Here is a 19278-nt window from a genome sequence, read left to right on the forward strand (position 1 = left end):
TTACAGCAGTTGAATAAAAAGTTTCGTAATTTTGCATTAAGGACTTGCATCACAAAAAAATGCTCTTATAATTCGCAGCCCTGAACGGCGAAAGACGTTTTCAGAATGCGACACTAGCTCAGCTGGTAGAGCGCAACCTTGCCAAGGTTGAGGTCACGAGTTCGAACCTCGTGTGTCGCTCCAATTTGTAGATTATGGCGAAAGCGGTAATCAGAAGGTGAAAGACCTTTCTATGCGATACTAGCTCAGTTGGTAGAGCGCAACCTTGCCAAGGTTGAGGTCATCGGTTCGAACCCGATGTATCGCTCCAATTTGCAGGTTACGGCGAAAGCGGTAATCAAAAGGTGAAAGACCTTTTCTAATGCGATACTAGCTCAGTTGGTAGAGCGCAACCTTGCCAAGGTTGAGGTCATCGGTTCGAACCCGATGTATCGCTCCAAATTCGCCTCTTAGAGGCAAGATTCATTGACTTAAACAATGCATCCGGACGCGGGATGGAGCAGCTTGGTAGCTCGTCGGGCTCATAACCCGAAGGTCGTCGGTTCAAATCCGGCTCCCGCAACCACATTACAGTTAAACGCGATAGCGGTTAACTTATGCGATACTAGCTCAGTTGGTAGAGCGCAACCTTGCCAAGGTTGAGGTCATCGGTTCGAACCCGATGTATCGCTCCAAATTCGCCTTTTAAAGGTAAGATTCATTGACTTAAACAATGCATCCGGACGCGGGATGGAGCAGCTTGGTAGCTCGTCGGGCTCATAACCCGAAGGTCGTCGGTTCAAATCCGGCTCCCGCAACCACATTACAGTTAAACGCGACAGCGGTTAACTCATGCGATACTAGCTCAGTTGGTAGAGCGCAACCTTGCCAAGGTTGAGGTCATCGGTTCGAACCCGATGTATCGCTCCAAATTCGCCTTTTAAAGGCAAGACTCATTGACTTAAACAATGCATCCGGACGCGGGATGGAGCAGCTTGGTAGCTCGTCGGGCTCATAACCCGAAGGTCGTCGGTTCAAATCCGGCTCCCGCAACCACATTACAGTTAAACGCGATAGCGGTTAACTTATGCGATACTAGCTCAGTTGGTAGAGCGCAACCTTGCCAAGGTTGAGGTCATCGGTTCGAACCCGATGTATCGCTCCAAATTCGCCTTTTAAAGGCAAGACTCATTGACTTAAACAATGCATCCGGACGCGGGATGGAGCAGCTTGGTAGCTCGTCGGGCTCATAACCCGAAGGTCGTCGGTTCAAATCCGGCTCCCGCAACCACATTACAGTTAAACGCGACAGCGGTTAACTCATGCGATACTAGCTCAGTTGGTAGAGCGCAACCTTGCCAAGGTTGAGGTCATCGGTTCGAACCCGATGTATCGCTCCAAATTCGCCTTTTAAAGGTAAGATTCATTGACTTAAACAATGCATCCGGACGCGGGATGGAGCAGCTTGGTAGCTCGTCGGGCTCATAACCCGAAGGTCGTCGGTTCAAATCCGGCTCCCGCAACCACATTACAGTTAAACGCGACAGCGGTTAACTCATGCGATACTAGCTCAGTTGGTAGAGCGCAACCTTGCCAAGGTTGAGGTCATCGGTTCGAACCCGATGTATCGCTCCAAATTCGCCTTTTAAAGGCAAGACTCATTGACTTAAACAATGCATCCGGACGCGGGATGGAGCAGCTTGGTAGCTCGTCGGGCTCATAACCCGAAGGTCGTCGGTTCAAATCCGGCTCCCGCAACCACATTACAGTTAAACGCGATAGCGGTTAACTCATGCGATACTAGCTCAGTTGGTAGAGCGCAACCTTGCCAAGGTTGAGGTCATCGGTTCGAACCCGATGTATCGCTCCAGCTTTCTTCTAAAAAAGCTAATAAGTACTTTAAACCTCTGTGTTTAAAGGCGACCACAAAGGTCACGCTCTTTCTTTAATGCTGCGAAGCATAATCCCCCAAAAAAGCAAATAATCCTCCATCATGGTGGATATTTTTTTGTCTTAAATTTTTCTTAGCAACTGGAATGCTAGTAAACATCAGGTCTCTGAAGCAGATACTTGAGGTTTTTCAAATCTATAAACAGACTTATCCACAAACAGTTAGATGTGGATAACTTGGTTGATAAAGTTATTTCAGGCTTAATTCTTTATATATCTCAAAAAGATCTTTCTTATTTTTAATATATTAGTTGAATTCTGATGTTTGTAACTTGTTGTTTTTTATGAGTTTAGGTGCGTCTGTGGAATTAAGCGAAAGATCGTTAACTTGTTGTTTTTTGATCTTAATCATTTATCAGTACTGTGTTTAACTTTGTGTAGGTGTCGGAAGTTTACGAGAGTTCTGAATTTTTTCCACATTGCCAAAATTGAGAACAAGGTCAAACATTGTTCTAAAATTATGTGCAACGAGTTGTCTTAAATGTTGGACTGTTAGTAAGAACTAGCCTGCCAAACATTGGTACATATAGGGCTAAGCATCTCTTGGTAGTCCTTTCTCAACGATGCGTATCAGCCGGTGCTTTTTAGTTGCGACTTTGCTGTTACCTTTTTGAACCTCAATAATGCTCGGCAACTGCTGTAATTGTTTTTCTAAAGCCCACTCGATATGAACATCTAACATGTCGTTATTACCTCGGTGAGACTCTAAGGTTTCAACAATGTGTTGTTGGAATGGCGCATTACCCATCGCAACATAAATATTACGTAACCACTGCGTATGACCAATACGTCTAATCGCTGAGCCTTCCATTTTCTTTAAGAAGGTCGCTTCATCCCAGCTTGCGAGTAAAACGAGGTCAGCTTCTTTAAAATCTTCTCTACGGTGGAAGTCTTTTTGTTCAGTGATCTCAGCATGCCGATTCCATGGGCAGACCAATTGGCAGTCATCACAACCATAGATTCGGTTCCCAATCGCTTCTCTGAACTCTTCTGGGATTACGCCATCGTATTCAATCGTTAAATATGAAATACATTTGCGAGCATCAACCACACCATCCGCAATAATGGCGCCGGTTGGGCAGGAGGTGATACATGCGGTGCATTTGCCACATTCGTCAACACTCGGCTCATCCGTTGGAAGAGGGATGTTAACCAGTAGCTCTCCTAAGAAGAACCAAGAGCCTGCGGCTTTATCGAGAATGAGTGAGTGTTTACCTGTCCAGCCTAGCCCTGCTTTTTGAGCTAGTGGTCTTTCTAAAATAGGCGCCGAATCGACGAAAGGACGAGAGTCTAAATCTTCGACCTCTTTTTCAATTTTTTGACCCAGCTTTTTCAATTGGTTACGGAACAATTTGTGATAATCGCGGCCTAAAGAATAACGGCTGATGTAACCTTGAGTGGTATCACTGAGGTTTGAGGCAAATTGAGCTTCTGGTGGTAGGTAGTTCATTCGGGCGCTGATCACTCGAATGGTTCCTGGGTGAAGTTCATTAGGACGTGCGCGCATCATGCCATGACGGGCCATCCAATCCATTTCGCCGTGATGACCTGCATCTAGCCATGCTTGAAGAGGGGCTTCATGTTCACTGAGATCAACATCGCAGATGCCAACTTTTTGAAAGCCTAGCTCTTTTCCCCAAATTTTAATTTTTTCAGCAAGATGGTCTAGATTCATGGCTTCATTCTTATAGAGATAAGGATAACTAAAATTCGGTTCGGTAAAAATGGGGGCGGATCTTAACGGATCTTAGTGGTGTTGACCAGAACAGACGTGTTTTGAACAGTATTTTTCATAGAACTTACACTTGAGTGCTTGTCTCCCAAAAGCATCACGGTTTACTATTCTTGTTCTTTTGATTTTTATATAGTCAACGATCGATTTTTAGAGAACGTATTCATGAGCACTAAACAATTTACTTTGAAAGATGAACAAGCAACGATTCAACTAGGAACGGAGCTTTCTAATCTTTGCTCACAGCAGACAACGATTTATCTGCATGGTGATCTTGGCGCAGGTAAAACGACGTTTAGTCGCGGCTTTGTAAAAGCACTTGGTCATCAAGGAAATGTAAAGAGCCCAACGTATACTCTAGTTGAACCTTATCAACTTGCAGATTGGCAGGTGTATCATTTTGATCTTTACCGCCTAGCCGATCCTGAAGAACTCGAGTTTATGGGGATTCGTGATTACTTTACGCCTGACGCGATCTGTTTGGTTGAATGGCCAGAGAAGGGCTATGGATTACTGCCAGAAGCGGACATGGATATTGATATTCGTTACCAAGACGATCACCGTATTGTTTCTTTAACCGCTAATAGTGAATACGGACAGCGCTTACTTAGTCAGTTGGAGTTATGTTGATTTCTAGACGCCTTTTTCCAACAGTAGCCATGATGGCTGCTGTTTTCTCCTTACTATTTTCATCACTGGTTTCTGCGAATTCACTAAAAGGTTTGAGGGTTTGGCCTTCTCCTGAAGAAACGCGTGTGGTTATCGATCTTAAATCTGAGGTCGACTTTAGCTATTTCACACTGAGTAGCCCGAGCCGCTTGGTTGTCGATTTAAAAAATACCGAATTGGCCACTAAGCTACCGGTGGTGGTGAAAGACAGCCCAGTACTGTCTAAAGTTCGTAAAAGCTCTCCCCCACAGAAGGGAACCTATCGCTTAGTTTTCGAATTGAAGAGATCTTCTAAAGCTGAACTCTTTAAGTTGAGCCCAACACCGGGCGGCCAATACGGGCACCGCTTGGTGATCGATCTGCCTCATGGTGCGGTGAGCAAGAGTAAGCCAGCTACAAAACCAAGTAAGCCAACGGTAAGTAAAGACATCAATCAGGTTAAGCGTCAGAAAGATATTCTGATCGTGATTGATCCTGGCCATGGTGGTGAAGACCCAGGCTCGATTGGTCCAAGTCGTAAATATGAAAAAGATGCGACGCTAAGTATTTCAAAGAAGTTAGCTGCTCAATTGAATGCGGTTCCGGGCATCAAAACTCGAATGACTCGTAATGCTGACTACTTCGTAAACCTCAATCGACGTGTTGCTATCGCTCGTGAAAATGAAGCTCACCTGTTGATCTCGATTCACGCGGATGCGTTTACCACACCTCAACCTCGAGGCGGTTCGGTGTTTGTATTGAACACTCGACGTGCGAATACAGAAATCTCCCGTTGGATTGAGAATAAAGAGAAGCAATCAGAATTGTTGGGGGGCAGCGGCGCTGCTTTCACTAATAATATTGATGATAAGAACGTAAACCAAACCTTGTTGGACCTGCAATTTAGTCACTCTCAGAAAGAGGGCTATAAACTGGCAACAGCAATTCTGTCTGAAATGGGTAAAGTCGCTAAGCTACACAATAGTAAGCCGATTAATACGAGTTTGGCAGTATTGCGCTCACCGCAGATTCCATCGGTATTGGTAGAAACGGGCTTTATTTCAAATCCAACGGAAGAGAAGTTACTTTTCCAACGCTCGCACCAAGATAAACTTGCGCGTGCTGTGACTAAAGCTGTGGTGAAGTACCTGAAAGAGAACCCGCCAGAAGGGATTATCTTGTCTAATGCGACATCATCAACAGGCAGTGCGAGTCAGCACAAGGTGTCTCGTGGTGAGTCGTTATCGGTGATTGCGAGTAAATACGGTACATCGACACAAGCATTGATGAAGTACAACAATCTGAAGTCGAGCAGCCTAGCGATTGGCCAAGTGCTTAAGATTCCAGGCGGTGCTTCAAGCTCATCATCAAGCAGTGCGGTTAAAACTAAGACTATCACTCACACGGTTAAGTCTGGAGAATACTTAGGTAAGATAGCTAGCCGTTATAAAGTATCTGTGGCTGATATTAAACATGAGAACCGTCTAAAATCAGAAACGGTGAGAGTGGGTCAAAAGTTACGTATTACGGTTGAGGTTAAGGATGTTCCTCTGCGCAAACATAAAGTAGCAAGAGGTGATTACTTAGGCAAGATTGCTGCGAAGTACGGGGTGAGTGTGAACAGCATTCGCCAAGCGAATAAGCTCCGTTCTGATGAATTGGCGATTGGACAAGTGCTGATTATTCCTCATAAATAATCGAGTTTAACTAACATAGAAGTGCCTTATAAACATGGAAGGGCTTCTATGAATGGCAGTAAGGTAGCTATAAATATGACGATCAAAATACTGCCAGCTCGCTTAGCGAACCAAATCGCAGCGGGTGAAGTGGTAGAAAGGCCAGCCTCTGTTGTAAAAGAGCTGGTAGAGAACAGTTTGGATTCCGGCGCGACACGCATCGATATTGATATCGAGAAAGGTGGCGCCAAGATGATCCGTGTTCGTGATAACGGTAAGGGCATCGTAAAAGATGAGCTTGCTCTCGCACTAAGTCGTCACGCTACCTCTAAAATCCATACTCTTGATGACCTTGAGGCGATCGTCAGCCTAGGTTTCCGTGGTGAAGCGTTGGCGAGTATCAGCTCAGTAGCGCGCTTAACCATGACTTCACGTCCAGCCACTCAAGATCAAGCTTGGGCTGCGCACAGTGAAGGCCGAGACATGCAGGTAAAATTGCAGCCTGCTGCACACCCAATCGGCACCTCGGTTGAAGTGCTGGATCTGTTTTTCAATACCCCGGCACGCCGCAAATTCTTACGTACTGAAAAAACCGAATTCACTCATATTGATGAGCTGCTTAAGCGTATTGCATTAAGCCGCTTTGATGTGACGATCAACCTGCGTCATAACGGCAAGATGATTCGTCAGTACCGCGCTGCTAAGACAGAGGTCCAAGCCGAGAAACGCATTGCAGCGGTATGCGGTAATCCATTTGTTCGTCATATGCTTAAGATAGAACTTGAGCACCAAGGGTTGAAACTTCACGGCTGGATTACTACGCCAGAGGGGGCAAGACAGCAAAGCGACTTACAATACTGCTATGTGAATGGTCGTATGATGCGTGACAAACTGATCAATCACGCGATTCGTCAAAGCTACGAAACCAGCTTGCGTCCAGACCAATTTGCCACTTATGTACTCTTCATTGAACTGGACCCGCATCAAGTCGATGTGAACGTTCACCCTGCTAAACACGAAGTGCGCTTTCATCAGGCTCGTCTGGTGCATGACTTCATCTATCAGGCATTGAGTGATGGTCTAGCACAAAGTAAGCAAATCGATGCGGCGCCTATTAATCAATCTGCTTTCCACCAATCAGAAGCCCCTAACTATCAACAAGATAGTTCCGTGCCTGAAGGGGAAGAGACGACGAACTTTAGCGCTCCAGAAAGCAATGTCCCAGCTCATTCGGAACAATCGCAGGTCTCTGAAAGAGTGCGACATGCGATTGAGCAGACTCCAGCCTATCCGAGAAAAGCAGAATCCGAGCAAGCCTATAACAACCAGCCTCAGCACAGCGTTAATGATGGTGGTCAGCACTATAGTTCAGCGTCGAATAGAGGCTCTTCAAGCAGCAGCTCTTCAAGTAATTTGGGCTCACCTGCTAACCGAAACTCGTCTGCTCGTGAAACCAGTTTTACCGGTTCGCCTCGTCAAGAGTGGATAGAATCACGACCTGCTCCGAAAAAAGAGAAAGAGTCACACCAACACCACGCCGAACCAGCGCCTTCGAAGCGTGAGGTGAGCGCTTACAAAGAGCTGTTGAAAACGCCAGATTTTGAGCGCCAAACAGTCGAGCCATCAGATGCTCAATATCCGGTGGCGCAAACAGTTTCAAGCGAAGCTGAGCCGCCTCAACAGAAGTTGCCTCAGTCGAAGCCAAGAACACCGGTTACCGATCTAGGTAAGGCCGTCTCTATTGTCGAGCGTCAGTACCTGATGATGGGCAACAAGAATGGTTGCGTGTTGGTCTCTTTGGCTAAAGCGGAATTACTGCGCGTTATTGGCCAGCTGGATACACGAAGCGGGGCACTAAAAAGTCAGCCATTACTGGTGCCTTTGTCGCTTAAAATTGGCAGTGAATTGGTTGAGGTAGCGAAGACATTAAACCAACCACTGGCTCGTCTTGGTATTGAACTTAAGGTTCGAAATAGCGAAGCCATTATGGTGATGGGGGTTCCTTCTCCATTAAGGCAGCAAAACTTACAAATTCTGATCCCAGATCTGTTATCGTACGCGGCTTCAATAAATGCCCAGAGTACAGTGAAGCTACCTGATGACATGTTGCCAGCTTTGGTTAACTGGATCGGGATTCAAACCGCACAAGTAAAAAGCGACTACACTTTATCTGAAGCGGTTCAATTAGTTGGGGAACTTGAACAACTTTGGCATGGTCTACTTCCATTAGATGATCCTGAGTTTGTTAATTCTATCGACTTTTCGGCGACTATTGCGGCATTTATGGCTTAGTTTATTGGTAAATTAAGCTTATTTACGGCTTAGGCTGTGTGTGATTTATTTTTTACGATGGGACTTTTTTGAAAGCAAGCCTCTCGTGACAAAAGCCCTTTGCTATAAAGCGCTATAACTGAGAAACAAATACTAACTATCATGACTGAAAAATTACCTTTAGCGTTGTTTTTAATGGGCCCAACGGCATCAGGAAAAACAGATTTAGCTATCCGCTTACGTCAGAAATACCCAGTAGAGATCATCAGCGTCGATTCGGCACTTATCTACAAAGACATGGATATTGGCACCGCTAAACCGAATGCAGAAGAGCTTGCGCTCGCGCCTCACCGCTTGATTGATATTCTTGACCCAAGTGAAGCGTACTCTGCGGCAGATTTTCGTCGTGATGCACTGAAAGAGATGAACGAGATCGTTGCTCAAGGCAAGATCCCTCTTTTAGTCGGCGGCACTATGCTCTACTACAAAGCGTTGTTGGAAGGTTTATCGCCACTACCGGCTGCGGATCCTGAGATTCGTAAGCAGATTGAAGCGGAATCTATCGAGCAAGGTTGGCAAGCATTACATGATCAATTAAGAGAGATTGATCCCGTATCCGCTGAAAGAATACACCCAAATGATCCACAAAGGCTTTCAAGGGCATTGGAAGTTTATCGAATTTCGGGTAAAACATTAACAGAGCTAACTCAAACGAAAGGCGATAGCCTGCCATTTCGTGTAAAACAATTTGCAATAGCTCCCAAGGAAAGGAAAGAACTCCATCGCCGCATTGAGCTGCGTTTCGAGAAGATGATCGAAGCAGGATTTGAAGAAGAGATGAAGGCGCTGTACGCCAGAGAAGATCTTCATCCTGAATTGCCATCGATCCGATGCGTTGGTTATAGGCAGATGTGGGATTATTTAGACGGTAATTGTGATTTAGACGAAGCGGTTTTCCGTGGTGTCTGTGCAACCCGTCAGTTGGCCAAGCGACAGATCACCTGGTTGCGCAGTTGGGATGATTTAACTTGGTTGGATAGCGAAAACATTGATCAAGCATTAGAAACTCTTTCAGATGCAATAGCATCTGATTAGTATTGCTGTGTATAATGTGATCGCTTTTGCGTGAATATACTCTGGAAAGGATCCGTTATTGAGGCTTTTTAAAATCACAGCCTTTCAATAACAACGGAGTTTTTTTATTCATTTAGCTCAGATGCAAAGGCCGCACCTTTTTGTGCACCACTAGCTAAATAATTACAACAAAATACAAAATAAGGAAAATAAAATGGCTAAGGGGCAATCGCTACAAGACCCATTCCTAAATGCACTCCGCCGTGAGCGCATTCCAGTCTCAATCTACCTTGTAAACGGCATTAAGCTGCAAGGCCAGATCGAGTCTTTCGATCAATTCGTGATCTTGCTGAAGAACACTGTAAACCAAATGGTTTATAAGCATGCGATTTCTACTGTGGTTCCTGCTCGTGCAGTAAGTCACCACAGCGGCGAGCAACGTGCTCCATCTGATCGTGCTGAGAAGACAGAAGATTAATCGTTCAATTAACACAGCAAATGCTGTGATAAGGAGTTGGTTGCTTGTTTGACCGTTATGAATCCGGTGAGCGAGCCGTACTTGTTCATATCAACTTCACGCATGAGGGAGAATGGGAAGACCTAAGCGAATGCGAAATGCTGGTCTCTTCTGCGGGGGTAGAAACGCTACAAGTGATTACTGGTAGCCGCCAATCCCCACTCCCTAAATACTATGTCGGAGAAGGTAAAGCCCTAGAAATCGCACAAGCTGTTCAGCTGACCGGTGCTGAAATTGTGATTTTTAACCACTCCCTCTCTCCTGCCCAAGAGCGAAACCTCGAGCAATTGTGTAAATGTCGTGTGATTGATCGCACGGGTTTGATCTTAGATATCTTTGCACAACGTGCGCGAACTCATGAAGGTAAGCTACAAGTTGAGCTCGCTCAGCTTCGTCATATCTCTACCCGATTGATTCGTGGTTGGACTCACCTTGAAAGGCAGAAAGGTGGTATTGGTCTTCGTGGTCCAGGTGAAACTCAACTGGAAACCGATCGACGTTTGTTGCGTGACCGTATAAAGGCAATATTACGTCGTTTAGCTAAGGTAGCTAAGCAACGTGAACAAGGGCGACGCGCTCGTAATCGAGCTGAGATCCCAACCGTTTCTTTAGTTGGTTATACCAACGCGGGGAAATCAACGCTTTTCAATCGAATCACTAGTGCCGGTGTTTATGCGGCAGACCAACTGTTTGCAACACTAGACCCAACACTACGTAAGATTGATTTGCCAGATGTCGGGCCTGCGATTCTCGCAGATACCGTAGGTTTTATCCGTCATCTACCACACGACTTGGTCGCTGCGTTCAAGGCTACGTTACAAGAGACGCAGGAAGCTGACATTTTGTTACATGTTGTTGATGCCAGTGATGACCGCTTTCGTGAGAACATTCAGGCTGTTCATGATGTATTAGAAGAAATCGATGCTCATGAAGTGCCAACCCTTGTAGTCATGAACAAGATTGACTGCATGGAAGACCAAAAACCTCGAATTGATAGAGACGAAGAGGGCGCACCACGCGCTGTTTGGGTTTCTGCAATGGAAGGTGAAGGTATCGAACTGCTGTTTGAAGCTTTAACTGAGCGTTTAGCGAGTCAAATGGTTCAATACCGACTGTGTATTCCGCATCAACATCAAGGCCGAATTCGTAGTTTATTTTTCCAGCTGAAATGTATTCAACAGGAAGAGTATGATGAAAATGGTAACTTGTTGATAGATATCCGAATGCAACAGATAGATTGGTCTAAACTTGAAAAAAGAGAAGGGGCGCTCTTGGGTGACTTTATCGTTACCTCAGAGACTGCTACAGTATAACGTCATATCAAATGATGGAGCTTTCTAATGGCGTGGAATGAGCCTGGAAATAACAACGGCGATAACGGCCGCGATAATGACCCTTGGGGTAATAAAAATAATCGCGGTGGCCGAGATCAAGGACCGCCAGACCTAGACGAAGTGTTTAACAAGCTGAGTCAAAAGTTGGGTGGCAAGTTTGGTAAAAAAGGTGGGAACGGAAACGGACCATCTATTGGTGGTGGCGGTGCAATTGGCTTTGGTGTTATTGCCGTTATTGCTATTGCTATCTGGTTCTTCGCAGGTTTCTACACCGTTGGCGAAGCAGAGAGAGCAGTTGTACTTCGATTAGGTCAGTTTGATCGTATTGAAGAACCTGGCCTTAACTGGCATCCACGTTTCATCGATCAAATCAGCGATAGACAGCTAGTCAATGTTCAAGCGATTCGCTCACTGCGTGCATCAGGCACAATGCTGACCAAAGATGAAAATGTAGTGAATGTATCAATGGATGTTCAGTATCGCGTAACTGATCCATACAAGTATCTGTACCGAGTGACGGATGCGGACGATAGCTTACACCAAGCGACAGACTCTGCTTTGAGAGCAGTAATTGGTGATTCTCTGATGGATGCGATTCTAACCAGCGGTCGTCAGCAGATTCGCCAAAGCACGCAAGAAACGTTGAACCAAATTATTGATAGCTATGATATGGGTATCACGTTGGTTGACGTTAACTTCCAGTCTGCACGTCCGCCTGAGCAAGTTAAAGATGCGTTTGACGATGCCATTGCTGCCCGTGAGGATGAAGAGCGTTTTATTCGCGAAGCTGAGGCTTACAAAAACGAAATCTTACCAAAAGCGACAGGTCGTGCTGAGCGTTTGAAGAAAGAAGCGCAAGGTTACAGAGAGCGTATTACTAATGAAGCAGAGGGTCAGGTAGCTCAGTTTGAAAAACTACTTCCTGAATACGCTGCAGCTCCTGAAGTGACACGCAACCGTCTGTATCTAGATACAATGGAAGAAGTATATAGCAATACGTCTAAGGTTCTTATTGATTCAGAGTCGAGCGGTAACCTACTGTACCTTCCGATTGACAAGTTAGCCGGTCAAGATAACGACAGTGCTAAAGCTCGTAAATCGAGAACAGGTTCTGCTTATGATGAGATTCAACTAGAGTCTGACCGTAAAGATGTTGCACCAAAATCTAACTCTGAAACTCGTTCAACATCACGTCAAGGGAGATACTAAGAATGCGTAAGTTAATGATCCCTGTATTAGTGATTACATTGGCTCTTATGTTGATGTCATTGTTTGTGATTCCAGAAGGTGAGCGTGGCATTGTTGTACGTTTTGGTCGTGTTCTGAAAGATAACAACGAAATCACTCGTATCTATGAACCGGGTTTGCATTTCAAAATGCCGATGTTTGATCGCGTACAGCGATTAGACGCGCTAATTCAAACCATGGATGGCCGCTCTGATCGTTTCGTAACTTCTGAGAAAAAAGACGTAATCATTGATTCATACGTAAAATGGCGTATTGAAGACTTTGGTCGTTACTACTTGGCGACAGGTGGTGGTAATGCAATGCAAGCAGAGGCACTATTAGAGCGCAAGGTAACTGATGTTTTACGTTCTGAAATCGGTTCTCGTGAAATCAAGCAAATCATTTCTGGTCCTAGCGACAAGAGCAAAGAGCTTGCTGACGGCGTTGAAGGTGAATTGGCAAATGAAGCTGCATTGAAAGCGTTAGAGATTGATGGCGAACGTGATCAAATCATGCAAGAGGTTTTAGATGATACTCGTAAGAGCGCACTAAAAGATTTGGGTGTACGAGTTGTTGACTTCCGTATTAAGAAGATCAACTTACCTGATGAAATTAGTGAGTCTATTTACCGCCGTATGCGTGCGGAGCGTGAGTCCGTAGCTCGTAAGTTCCGCTCTCAAGGTCGTGAAAAAGCTGAAGTTATCCGAGCTCAAGCAGAGCTCGAGGTAGCAACTATTCTCGCTGAGGCAGATAAAACGGCTCGCGTGACTCGCGGTGAAGCGGATGCAACGGCAGCAAAGATATATGCGGATGCGTATAATCAAGACCCAGAGTTTTTCAGCTTGCTACGTTCTCTTAAAGCCTACAAGAAATCGTTCAGCTCCAAGAATGATATCTTAGTATTGGATCCTAAGAGTGAATTCTTCCAATACATGAATCAAGCGAGCGGTGCGCCAGCTAAATAAGCTGAGCAGTTATTGAAGCAGCAAACGCTGAATTTTAATAACCAGACACGCTAATACTTAAAAGGCTCCCATTGTGGGCAATGTAGTTCACTTAAGCGGAGCTGCTTTGCGATTAATTGGGTAGCGAGTCTTTGATATTTTTACCGCCCTAGGCCGATTAGGCTTAGGGCGTTTGTCTATAAAGAGGACTGATAAGTCTCCCCTTAGACTCTTTAAACGCTTAGGTGTATTGCCTGGCGATATCGCTTTACTCATCACCTTCAGTTGGCTCGCTATAAACTGACAAGCGTATTTAAAGCTAATTTCATTCGGCATTCTTCCATGTTCAACTGCTGCCTGACTTGCTTCACGTCTTACCAAATTATAACCAAGCAACAGCCCCCAGAGTTCTTGATAAACAAGGTTTACTGTTTTACTGCGTAATACTAAGGCATTGTGTTGCATTGAGCTTTTGATATCACGATAACCTAATTCGATTTCCCAACGTTCATGATAAAGTTCGGCTACCGCTTTCGCGTCGTAGTCTGCTCTTGGAAGGGATGTAAAAACAGTTTTCTGCTTACCTTGTACTTCATAGGTCACCGCTCTGACTTGCCATTTTTCAGGTAAACTAGGGTTCTTTTTGAGAGCTTGCGGTGAGACGTTCATTTCGATGAGCATATCATTGCTTTCTTCTTCATCTAAAAGTGTGTATTTCAACCCTTTCCTTGCTGGTATCAACCAATGTCTATTAATACCGCTATTTTGAAGAGAGAGAAGTAAGTCTGCACCGTAAAAACCTTTATCTAGTAACGTCACAGAGTTATCTGGTAAAGAGTCGATGAAGGGCATAGCAAGTGGGATTTCACCACGCCGATAAGGGCTTATGGCAGCGTCAACGATGACATGAGAACGGACATTCATCATAGTCACAACTCTTAGCATTGGATGTGGTGTCTGCCTGCTACTCGAGGTATTACCCGAGCCAAAGTGCTCTCTAAGTTCGGGCGTATCCGCGGTGCGAAAAAGAGCACCGTCTACAGCAAAAACTTGTAATCCTTGCCACGTATCATCACGGTATCGTTCAAGACCCCACGTTCGCCCACATTGTTTAAACAACCACTCTGGTGCAGCACTGCCTAAACGTTGTCTTGCCTGGGTTAAAGCACTTTTTGCTAATAACTCTTCATCAGCCAAGCCATCCGCACAGACATTCATTCTTCGTGCGACTTCGGCAATTGGTTCATTACGGAAGAAGGCCATGCCGACAATTAACCACAAGACCATGTCACTTGGTAGTCGACGTCGGCGAATAGTCGCTTTATCAGAAAGACTAGCTGCCTTAACAACCCATTCATCTGGGATATGTTCAGAGAAAGTGGTGAGTTGAGCTACATCAACAGGATTTTCTTCGAGGAAATCGACAAAATAGTTTTGGATAGACATAAAAAATCGGAAGCCTAGAAACAGGCTTCCGATTATCTCTCAGAAGAAGGATCGGTCAACCGATCCTTATCTGATCTACATTGCCCATTGTGGGAGCCTTTTTACTTTTTAGGGTTCTGCTATTTTTATCTTGTCTGAGCGGCTTTGGGAGAGTGGTGGCTCGAACTATCTATCTGCTAGCAATGGTAAGGAACTATGCAGAGAACTATTGTGGATGCGATGACGCGAATTAGTGATGTGTCATAAAAGCGATCACGGCGCCAGCGACTACCAGGCAGCCACCAATGCGGCGCAATTGAGTATCGGGTTGCTCGCTTAGCTGAGCGACCATATTTCTCCAGCCATTTGGTGCGATTAATGGGCCAAGCCCTTCAACGATGAGAACAAGCCCAATTGCGAGCCAAATTGAATCAGACATGATGCTGCCTTATATCTATAAAAATATAATGATATCAGCATCTTTAGCGATCTGCTCTTCGTAATCGCTGTTTTATTTTTGTACAGCGTTAACGTTTATGAACAAAAAGTGACTGCAAGAAGTGTGATTCAGTGCTAGAATCCATTTTTAATTAGCAACAGAAATTGGAAAGATGGGAAATAACGTAGTCGTTCTAGGCACCCAATGGGGTGATGAAGGTAAAGGTAAAATCGTTGACCTTTTAACTGAAGATGCAAAATACGTGGTTCGCTACCAAGGCGGTCACAATGCAGGTCACACACTTGTAATTGACGGTGAAAAAACCGTTCTTCACTTAATTCCATCAGGCATCCTGCGCGATAACGTTAAATGTGTTATCGGTAACGGTGTTGTACTTTCGCCTGAAGCACTTCTTAAAGAAATGAAGCCTCTTGAAGAGCGCGGTATCCCAGTTCGCGAGCGTCTTTTCGTTTCTGAAGCTTGTCCTCTAATTCTTCCTTACCACATCGCTATCGACAACGCGCGTGAAATCGCTCGTGGCGCGAAAGCTATTGGTACAACGGGTCGTGGTATCGGTCCAGCTTACGAAGATAAAGTTGCTCGTCGCGGTCTACGCGTTGGTGACCTTTTCGATAAAGAAATGTTCGCTGAAAAACTAAAAGAAGTAATGGAATTCCATAACTTCCAACTAGAGCACTTCTACAAAGCTGAAACAGTAAGCTACGCAGATGTACTTGAGCAGTGCATGGGTTACGCAGATCTACTAACTTCAATGGTTATGGACGTAACTGACGAACTAGACGCAGCACGTAAGCGCGGCGACAAGATCATGTTCGAAGGCGCTCAAGGTACTCTACTAGATATCGACCACGGTACTTACCCATACGTAACTTCTTCTAACACGACTGCTGGTGGTGTTGCTGCAGGTTCTGGTTTCGGTCCTCGTCACATCGGTTACATCCTTGGTATCACTAAGGCTTACTGTACTCGTGTAGGTTCAGGTCCATTCCCAACTGAGCTATACGATGGTCTAGACAAGCAAGACCCAGTTGGTAAGCACCTAGGTGATGTTGGCCACGAGTTTGGCGCAACTACTGGTCGTCTACGTCGTACTGGTTGGTTCGATGCTGTTGCTATGCGTCGTGCAATCCAAATCAACTCTCTAACTGGTATGTGTCTGACTAAACTAGACGTTCTAGACGGCCTAGAAGAAATCAAGATCTGTACTGGCTACAAGATGGCTGACGGTTCTATCCTAGAAGTTTCTCCAATGGCTGCTGAGTCTTTCGAAGAAGCAACGCCAATCTACGAAACAATGCCAGGTTGGTCTGAAACAACATTTGGTGCTAAGTCAATCGACGCGCTTCCACAAGCTGCTCTTGATTACATCAAACGTATCGAAGACCTAACAGGTGTGCCAATTGATATCGTATCAACTGGTCCAGACCGTAACGAAACTATCATCAAGGTTCACCCATACAGTGCATAATGCCTGATTGAGTGATTACCACGGCACCTTTAGTGCTTTGATAATTAAATCGTTTTCTAAAAGCCGACTTTCTTAAGTCGGCTTTTTTATACTTGTAATTTGAGGGACGATACCAATCACAGTAAGTAAGTGATCAAAAATTCTAACGAAGTTATCGAGTATTTTAACAAGCTAGAGTGAGCAGTTATTTACTACGATTGGTATATAGCTTTCTGTGATGATCTTTTGAACGCCATCTGGCAAAATATTGCCCATTAGCGGCAAGTTTTGTCTAAAGCGATACGCTGAGTTGCCGATACAGATATCATAGTGAGTGAAATGTAATTGAGTTTGGGTTGCCCAAAGGCTCGATGCGTTTTTAAAACCGATAAAAGAGTGCAGGTATGAAGCTACGAATTGTGGCAGCTTCATTGATAATGGCGCTGAGCTCACCCTTGAGTCATGCAAATTTGGCTGATGTCGGGGAGCCGGTTCCAATATATACAGAAGCTGAACTGATTAATTTAATCGAGAATAATCAACACCTAGAGCGAGTGAAAGCTGATAAGTGCCAGTTAGTTGAAGATATCGTTGCTCGTGCAACGCGTATTAGCTTGCCTTCTTATGAGTTTTTATACGGTGATATGCTGGCGTGGGGCGTGTGCGTTCCTCAAGATGTAGAGCTTGGTCTTTACTACATGGAAAACGCGGCACACCAAGGTTTACCTTCAGCACTAGAGCAATTGGGTCGTTATTATTCTCGTGGAACCTTGGTTCAACAAGACCAAGAGCGAGCGATCCCATACCTGCGTGAAGCGGCCTCTCTGGGGAACCTGAGTGCCAGTATTCATCTAGCAGAGCTGTTGTTGCGTGACTATGGCAGCCCGTTAGATTACGAAGATGCTTACCGCTGGTTATACAACTCAGTCACTGCAGACCAAAGACAACACAAGCGCATTACTGTATTGCGAAGTGGTCTGGAAAAGAGAATGCCAGACAATATTATCGCGCGAGCAAAACGACGCGACGTATTCTGGTAATACCGAGCTAGAAACCTGTAATGATTCCTGCACTCATTGTTACAGGTTACAAGATATAAAAAGCCCCGCCTAATCAAATTAGTGCGGGGCTTTTTACGTTTAGATGGTCATGTTATTCGATAGCGAACTTATTGAACGACTTCACCAGATTCGATAACGGTTTCACGAACTACCTTGGTAAAGTCGAGCGCTTCCTGACGAATCTTATCTTCATTTACCGTTAGCATGTCGCGATCTTGCATGATGATCTTGCCATCGACGATCGTGTGACGAACATTGCCAGAGTTAGCTGAATACACCAGTGCTGAATACGGGTTGTAAACAGGAACCATGTTTGGTGCTTTAGTGTCGATCACTATGATGTCTGCTAGCTTGCCGACTTCAAGGGAGCCGATCTTATCTTCCATGTGTAGCGCTTTTGCTGCGCCCATTGTTGCCATGTCGATCACTTTGATCGGCGGCATTGCTGCACGATCTTTATTGACTAGCTTATGAACTTTAGCAACTTGGTTGAATTCATCGATAGTGCTTAGAGTGTTACCAGACATTGGGCCATCAGTACCTAAACCAATACGTACATTCTCATCATACATCTGTAGTGCAGGTGATACGCCTTTTGCTGACTTGATGTTCGCACTCATGTTATGAGCCACACCCATGTCCGACTTTTTCACAAGCTCAATATCATGGTCATCGATTAAGATCATGTGTGCACCAACTAGGTTTTTGTTGAGTGCGCCAATGCTATCCATGTATTGAACCGGCGATAAGCCTTCTGAACGCTCTGCGATCTTCTCTACTTCACGGTGCGATTCTGCAAGGTGGATCATCACTGGTACATCGAGCTCTAGTGACAATTTAGAAATCTTCTGCAGGACCTCTGTGGTGTTGGTGTAAGGCGCATGTGGTGCAAATGCAGGGGTAATACGTGGGTGATCTTTATATTCTTCAATAAAGTTCAACGCGTACTTGATACCTTCTTCGGCGTTTGCAGCATCGGCAACTGGGAACTTAATCACGGTTTCACCAAGGATGGCACGCATACCAATCTTATCGACGGTTTTTGCAACTTCATCCTCGAAGTAGTACATGTCGGCGTAAGTTGTCACACCGCCTTTGACCATTTCAACGTTACCTAAGTTGGCACCAATACGTACCATGTCGCGTGATACTAACTTCTTCTCTAGTGGGAAGATGTAGCGGTGTAGTCGGTCTGGCACATCATCGGCCAGTGAACGGAAAACCGTCATTGATACGTGGGTGTGAGTATTGATTAGACCTGGCATTACGATGTCGCCATCGACATCTAGCACTTGCTCAGCTTTGTATCGCTTCTCTAGTGAAGCATCGCCAACCGCAATGATTTTGTTGTCTTTGACGACAACCGTTCCGCTCTCATAAACCGTTTTGTCTTGGTTCATGGTTAGAACCATCGCATCGGTAATCATTAGATCTGCTTTTTCCATCGCAGAACTTGCGAATGGTAATAGCGCAAGGCTCGCCATTGCTGAAGCCAATAAGGTGCGTTTTAATTTCATATCAATACTCAGAACA

General features: G+C 45.1%; 14 protein-coding genes and 15 tRNA genes. 25 read left to right on the top strand and 4 right to left on the bottom strand.

What is annotated here, in order from left to right:
- Positions 1–107: 107 nt before the first annotated feature.
- The 15 genes from OCV52_RS01195 (at position 108) to OCV52_RS01265 (ending at position 1849) form a co-directional block, all read left to right on the top strand.
- Positions 108–183: transfer RNA gene (locus OCV52_RS01195), tRNA-Gly, on the top strand.
- 51 nt (positions 184–234) lie between these two features.
- A tRNA-Gly gene (locus OCV52_RS01200) sits at positions 235–310 on the top strand.
- 53 nt (positions 311–363) lie between these two features.
- Positions 364–439: transfer RNA gene (locus OCV52_RS01205), tRNA-Gly, on the top strand.
- Between the two features lie 49 nt (positions 440–488).
- Positions 489–565: transfer RNA gene (locus OCV52_RS01210), tRNA-Met, on the top strand.
- 33 nt (positions 566–598) lie between these two features.
- Positions 599–674: transfer RNA gene (locus OCV52_RS01215), tRNA-Gly, on the top strand.
- A gap of 49 nt (positions 675–723) precedes the next feature.
- Positions 724–800: transfer RNA gene (locus OCV52_RS01220), tRNA-Met, on the top strand.
- Positions 801–833: 33 nt separating this feature from the next.
- A tRNA-Gly gene (locus OCV52_RS01225) sits at positions 834–909 on the top strand.
- A gap of 49 nt (positions 910–958) precedes the next feature.
- Positions 959–1035: transfer RNA gene (locus tag OCV52_RS01230), tRNA-Met, on the top strand.
- A 33-nt stretch (positions 1036–1068) separates the two neighbouring features.
- A tRNA-Gly gene (locus OCV52_RS01235) sits at positions 1069–1144 on the top strand.
- 49 nt (positions 1145–1193) lie between these two features.
- A tRNA-Met gene (locus OCV52_RS01240) sits at positions 1194–1270 on the top strand.
- 33 nt (positions 1271–1303) lie between these two features.
- Positions 1304–1379, top strand: a tRNA-Gly gene (locus OCV52_RS01245).
- Between the two features lie 49 nt (positions 1380–1428).
- Positions 1429–1505: transfer RNA gene (locus OCV52_RS01250), tRNA-Met, on the top strand.
- Between the two features lie 33 nt (positions 1506–1538).
- Positions 1539–1614 (top strand) — tRNA-Gly (locus OCV52_RS01255).
- Positions 1615–1663: 49 nt separating this feature from the next.
- Positions 1664–1740: transfer RNA gene (locus OCV52_RS01260), tRNA-Met, on the top strand.
- A gap of 33 nt (positions 1741–1773) precedes the next feature.
- Positions 1774–1849 (top strand) — tRNA-Gly (locus OCV52_RS01265).
- A gap of 612 nt (positions 1850–2461) precedes the next feature.
- Here the strand turns inward: OCV52_RS01265 and queG are convergent.
- Positions 2462–3604: a tRNA epoxyqueuosine(34) reductase QueG gene (gene queG, locus OCV52_RS01270; RefSeq protein ID WP_137406271.1), complete on the bottom strand. Its 1143-nt coding sequence runs from the start codon at positions 3602–3604 to the stop codon at positions 2462–2464.
- Positions 3605–3826: 222 nt separating this feature from the next.
- On the opposite strand from queG, the gene tsaE reads away from it, so the two are divergent.
- The 8 genes from tsaE to hflC all read left to right on the top strand — a co-directional run bounded on the left by tsaE (position 3827) and on the right by hflC (position 13373).
- Entirely contained in the window at positions 3827–4291 is a 465-nt protein-coding gene (tsaE, locus tag OCV52_RS01275) for a tRNA (adenosine(37)-N6)-threonylcarbamoyltransferase complex ATPase subunit type 1 TsaE (RefSeq protein WP_008223947.1), read from the top strand.
- Positions 4285–6006 carry an N-acetylmuramoyl-L-alanine amidase gene (locus tag OCV52_RS01280; protein ID WP_137406270.1) on the top strand — a complete coding sequence of 574 codons (1722 nt, stop codon included), beginning with the start codon at positions 4285–4287 and terminating at the stop codon, positions 6004–6006. The genes tsaE and OCV52_RS01280 overlap by 7 nt, the downstream gene beginning before the upstream one ends.
- Positions 6007–6081: 75 nt before the next feature.
- Positions 6082–8277 (top strand): DNA mismatch repair endonuclease MutL, encoded by a 2196-nt coding sequence (gene mutL, locus OCV52_RS01285; RefSeq protein WP_137406269.1) that lies wholly within the window; start codon positions 6082–6084, stop codon positions 8275–8277.
- Between the two features lie 141 nt (positions 8278–8418).
- A complete protein-coding gene (gene miaA / locus OCV52_RS01290; protein WP_137406268.1) occupies positions 8419–9351 on the top strand; it encodes a tRNA (adenosine(37)-N6)-dimethylallyltransferase MiaA in 933 nt (310 codons plus the stop codon).
- 193 nt (positions 9352–9544) lie between these two features.
- Positions 9545–9808 carry an RNA chaperone Hfq gene (gene hfq, locus OCV52_RS01295; protein WP_004741290.1) on the top strand — a complete coding sequence of 88 codons (264 nt, stop codon included), beginning with the start codon at positions 9545–9547 and terminating at the stop codon, positions 9806–9808.
- A 44-nt stretch (positions 9809–9852) separates the two neighbouring features.
- Complete coding sequence (hflX, locus tag OCV52_RS01300) at positions 9853–11160, top strand: ribosome rescue GTPase HflX (protein WP_102422995.1); 1308 nt, start codon at positions 9853–9855, stop codon at positions 11158–11160.
- 27 nt (positions 11161–11187) lie between these two features.
- Complete coding sequence (gene hflK, locus OCV52_RS01305) at positions 11188–12390, top strand: FtsH protease activity modulator HflK (RefSeq protein ID WP_137406267.1); 1203 nt, start codon at positions 11188–11190, stop codon at positions 12388–12390.
- 2 nt (positions 12391–12392) lie between these two features.
- Positions 12393–13373 carry a protease modulator HflC gene (gene hflC / locus OCV52_RS01310; RefSeq protein WP_137406266.1) on the top strand — a complete coding sequence of 327 codons (981 nt, stop codon included), beginning with the start codon at positions 12393–12395 and terminating at the stop codon, positions 13371–13373.
- A gap of 87 nt (positions 13374–13460) precedes the next feature.
- Here the strand turns inward: hflC and OCV52_RS01315 are convergent, their stop codons facing one another.
- The gene (locus OCV52_RS01315) at positions 13461–14798 is read right to left on the bottom strand and encodes an IS4 family transposase (protein WP_137409200.1); all 1338 of its coding nucleotides are present in this window, start codon (positions 14796–14798) and stop codon (positions 13461–13463) included.
- Positions 14799–15027: 229 nt separating this feature from the next.
- Positions 15028–15216: a DUF2065 domain-containing protein gene (locus OCV52_RS01320; protein ID WP_004741286.1), complete on the bottom strand. Its 189-nt coding sequence runs from the start codon at positions 15214–15216 to the stop codon at positions 15028–15030.
- A 172-nt stretch (positions 15217–15388) separates the two neighbouring features.
- On the opposite strand from OCV52_RS01320, the gene OCV52_RS01325 reads away from it, so the two are divergent.
- Positions 15389–16705: an adenylosuccinate synthase gene (locus OCV52_RS01325; protein WP_137408838.1), complete on the top strand. Its 1317-nt coding sequence runs from the start codon at positions 15389–15391 to the stop codon at positions 16703–16705.
- A gap of 383 nt (positions 16706–17088) precedes the next feature.
- Complete coding sequence (gene motX, locus OCV52_RS01330) at positions 17089–17724, top strand: flagellar protein MotX (protein WP_137408840.1); 636 nt, start codon at positions 17089–17091, stop codon at positions 17722–17724.
- A 128-nt stretch (positions 17725–17852) separates the two neighbouring features.
- Here the strand turns inward: motX and OCV52_RS01335 are convergent, their stop codons facing one another.
- Complete coding sequence (locus OCV52_RS01335; protein WP_137408841.1) at positions 17853–19262, bottom strand: amidohydrolase; 1410 nt, start codon at positions 19260–19262, stop codon at positions 17853–17855.
- Positions 19263–19278: the final 16 nt, after the last annotated feature.

The organism is Vibrio chagasii (assembly GCF_024347355.1).
Lineage (GTDB): Bacteria > Pseudomonadota > Gammaproteobacteria > Enterobacterales > Vibrionaceae > Vibrio > Vibrio chagasii.

Bases quoted from the DNA above. Each gene is read 5' to 3' on its own strand.
- hflC (WP_137406266.1), top strand. From the start codon at position 12,393: ATGCGTAAGTTAATGATCCCTGTATTAGTGATTACATTGGCTCTTATG.
- mutL (WP_137406269.1), top strand. From the start codon at position 6,082: ATGACGATCAAAATACTGCCAGCTCGCTTAGCGAACCAAATCGCAGCG.
- OCV52_RS01320 (WP_004741286.1), bottom strand. From the start codon at position 15,216: ATGTCTGATTCAATTTGGCTCGCAATTGGGCTTGTTCTCATCGTTGAA.
- miaA (WP_137406268.1), top strand. From the start codon at position 8,419: ATGACTGAAAAATTACCTTTAGCGTTGTTTTTAATGGGCCCAACGGCA.
- queG (WP_137406271.1), bottom strand. From the start codon at position 3,604: ATGAATCTAGACCATCTTGCTGAAAAAATTAAAATTTGGGGAAAAGAG.
- tsaE (WP_008223947.1), top strand. From the start codon at position 3,827: ATGAGCACTAAACAATTTACTTTGAAAGATGAACAAGCAACGATTCAA.
- hflK (WP_137406267.1), top strand. From the start codon at position 11,188: ATGGCGTGGAATGAGCCTGGAAATAACAACGGCGATAACGGCCGCGAT.
- hfq (WP_004741290.1), top strand. From the start codon at position 9,545: ATGGCTAAGGGGCAATCGCTACAAGACCCATTCCTAAATGCACTCCGC.
- OCV52_RS01315 (WP_137409200.1), bottom strand. From the start codon at position 14,798: ATGTCTATCCAAAACTATTTTGTCGATTTCCTCGAAGAAAATCCTGTT.
- OCV52_RS01280 (WP_137406270.1), top strand. From the start codon at position 4,285: ATGTTGATTTCTAGACGCCTTTTTCCAACAGTAGCCATGATGGCTGCT.
- OCV52_RS01335 (WP_137408841.1), bottom strand. From the start codon at position 19,262: ATGAAATTAAAACGCACCTTATTGGCTTCAGCAATGGCGAGCCTTGCG.
- motX (WP_137408840.1), top strand. From the start codon at position 17,089: ATGAAGCTACGAATTGTGGCAGCTTCATTGATAATGGCGCTGAGCTCA.
- OCV52_RS01325 (WP_137408838.1), top strand. From the start codon at position 15,389: ATGGGAAATAACGTAGTCGTTCTAGGCACCCAATGGGGTGATGAAGGT.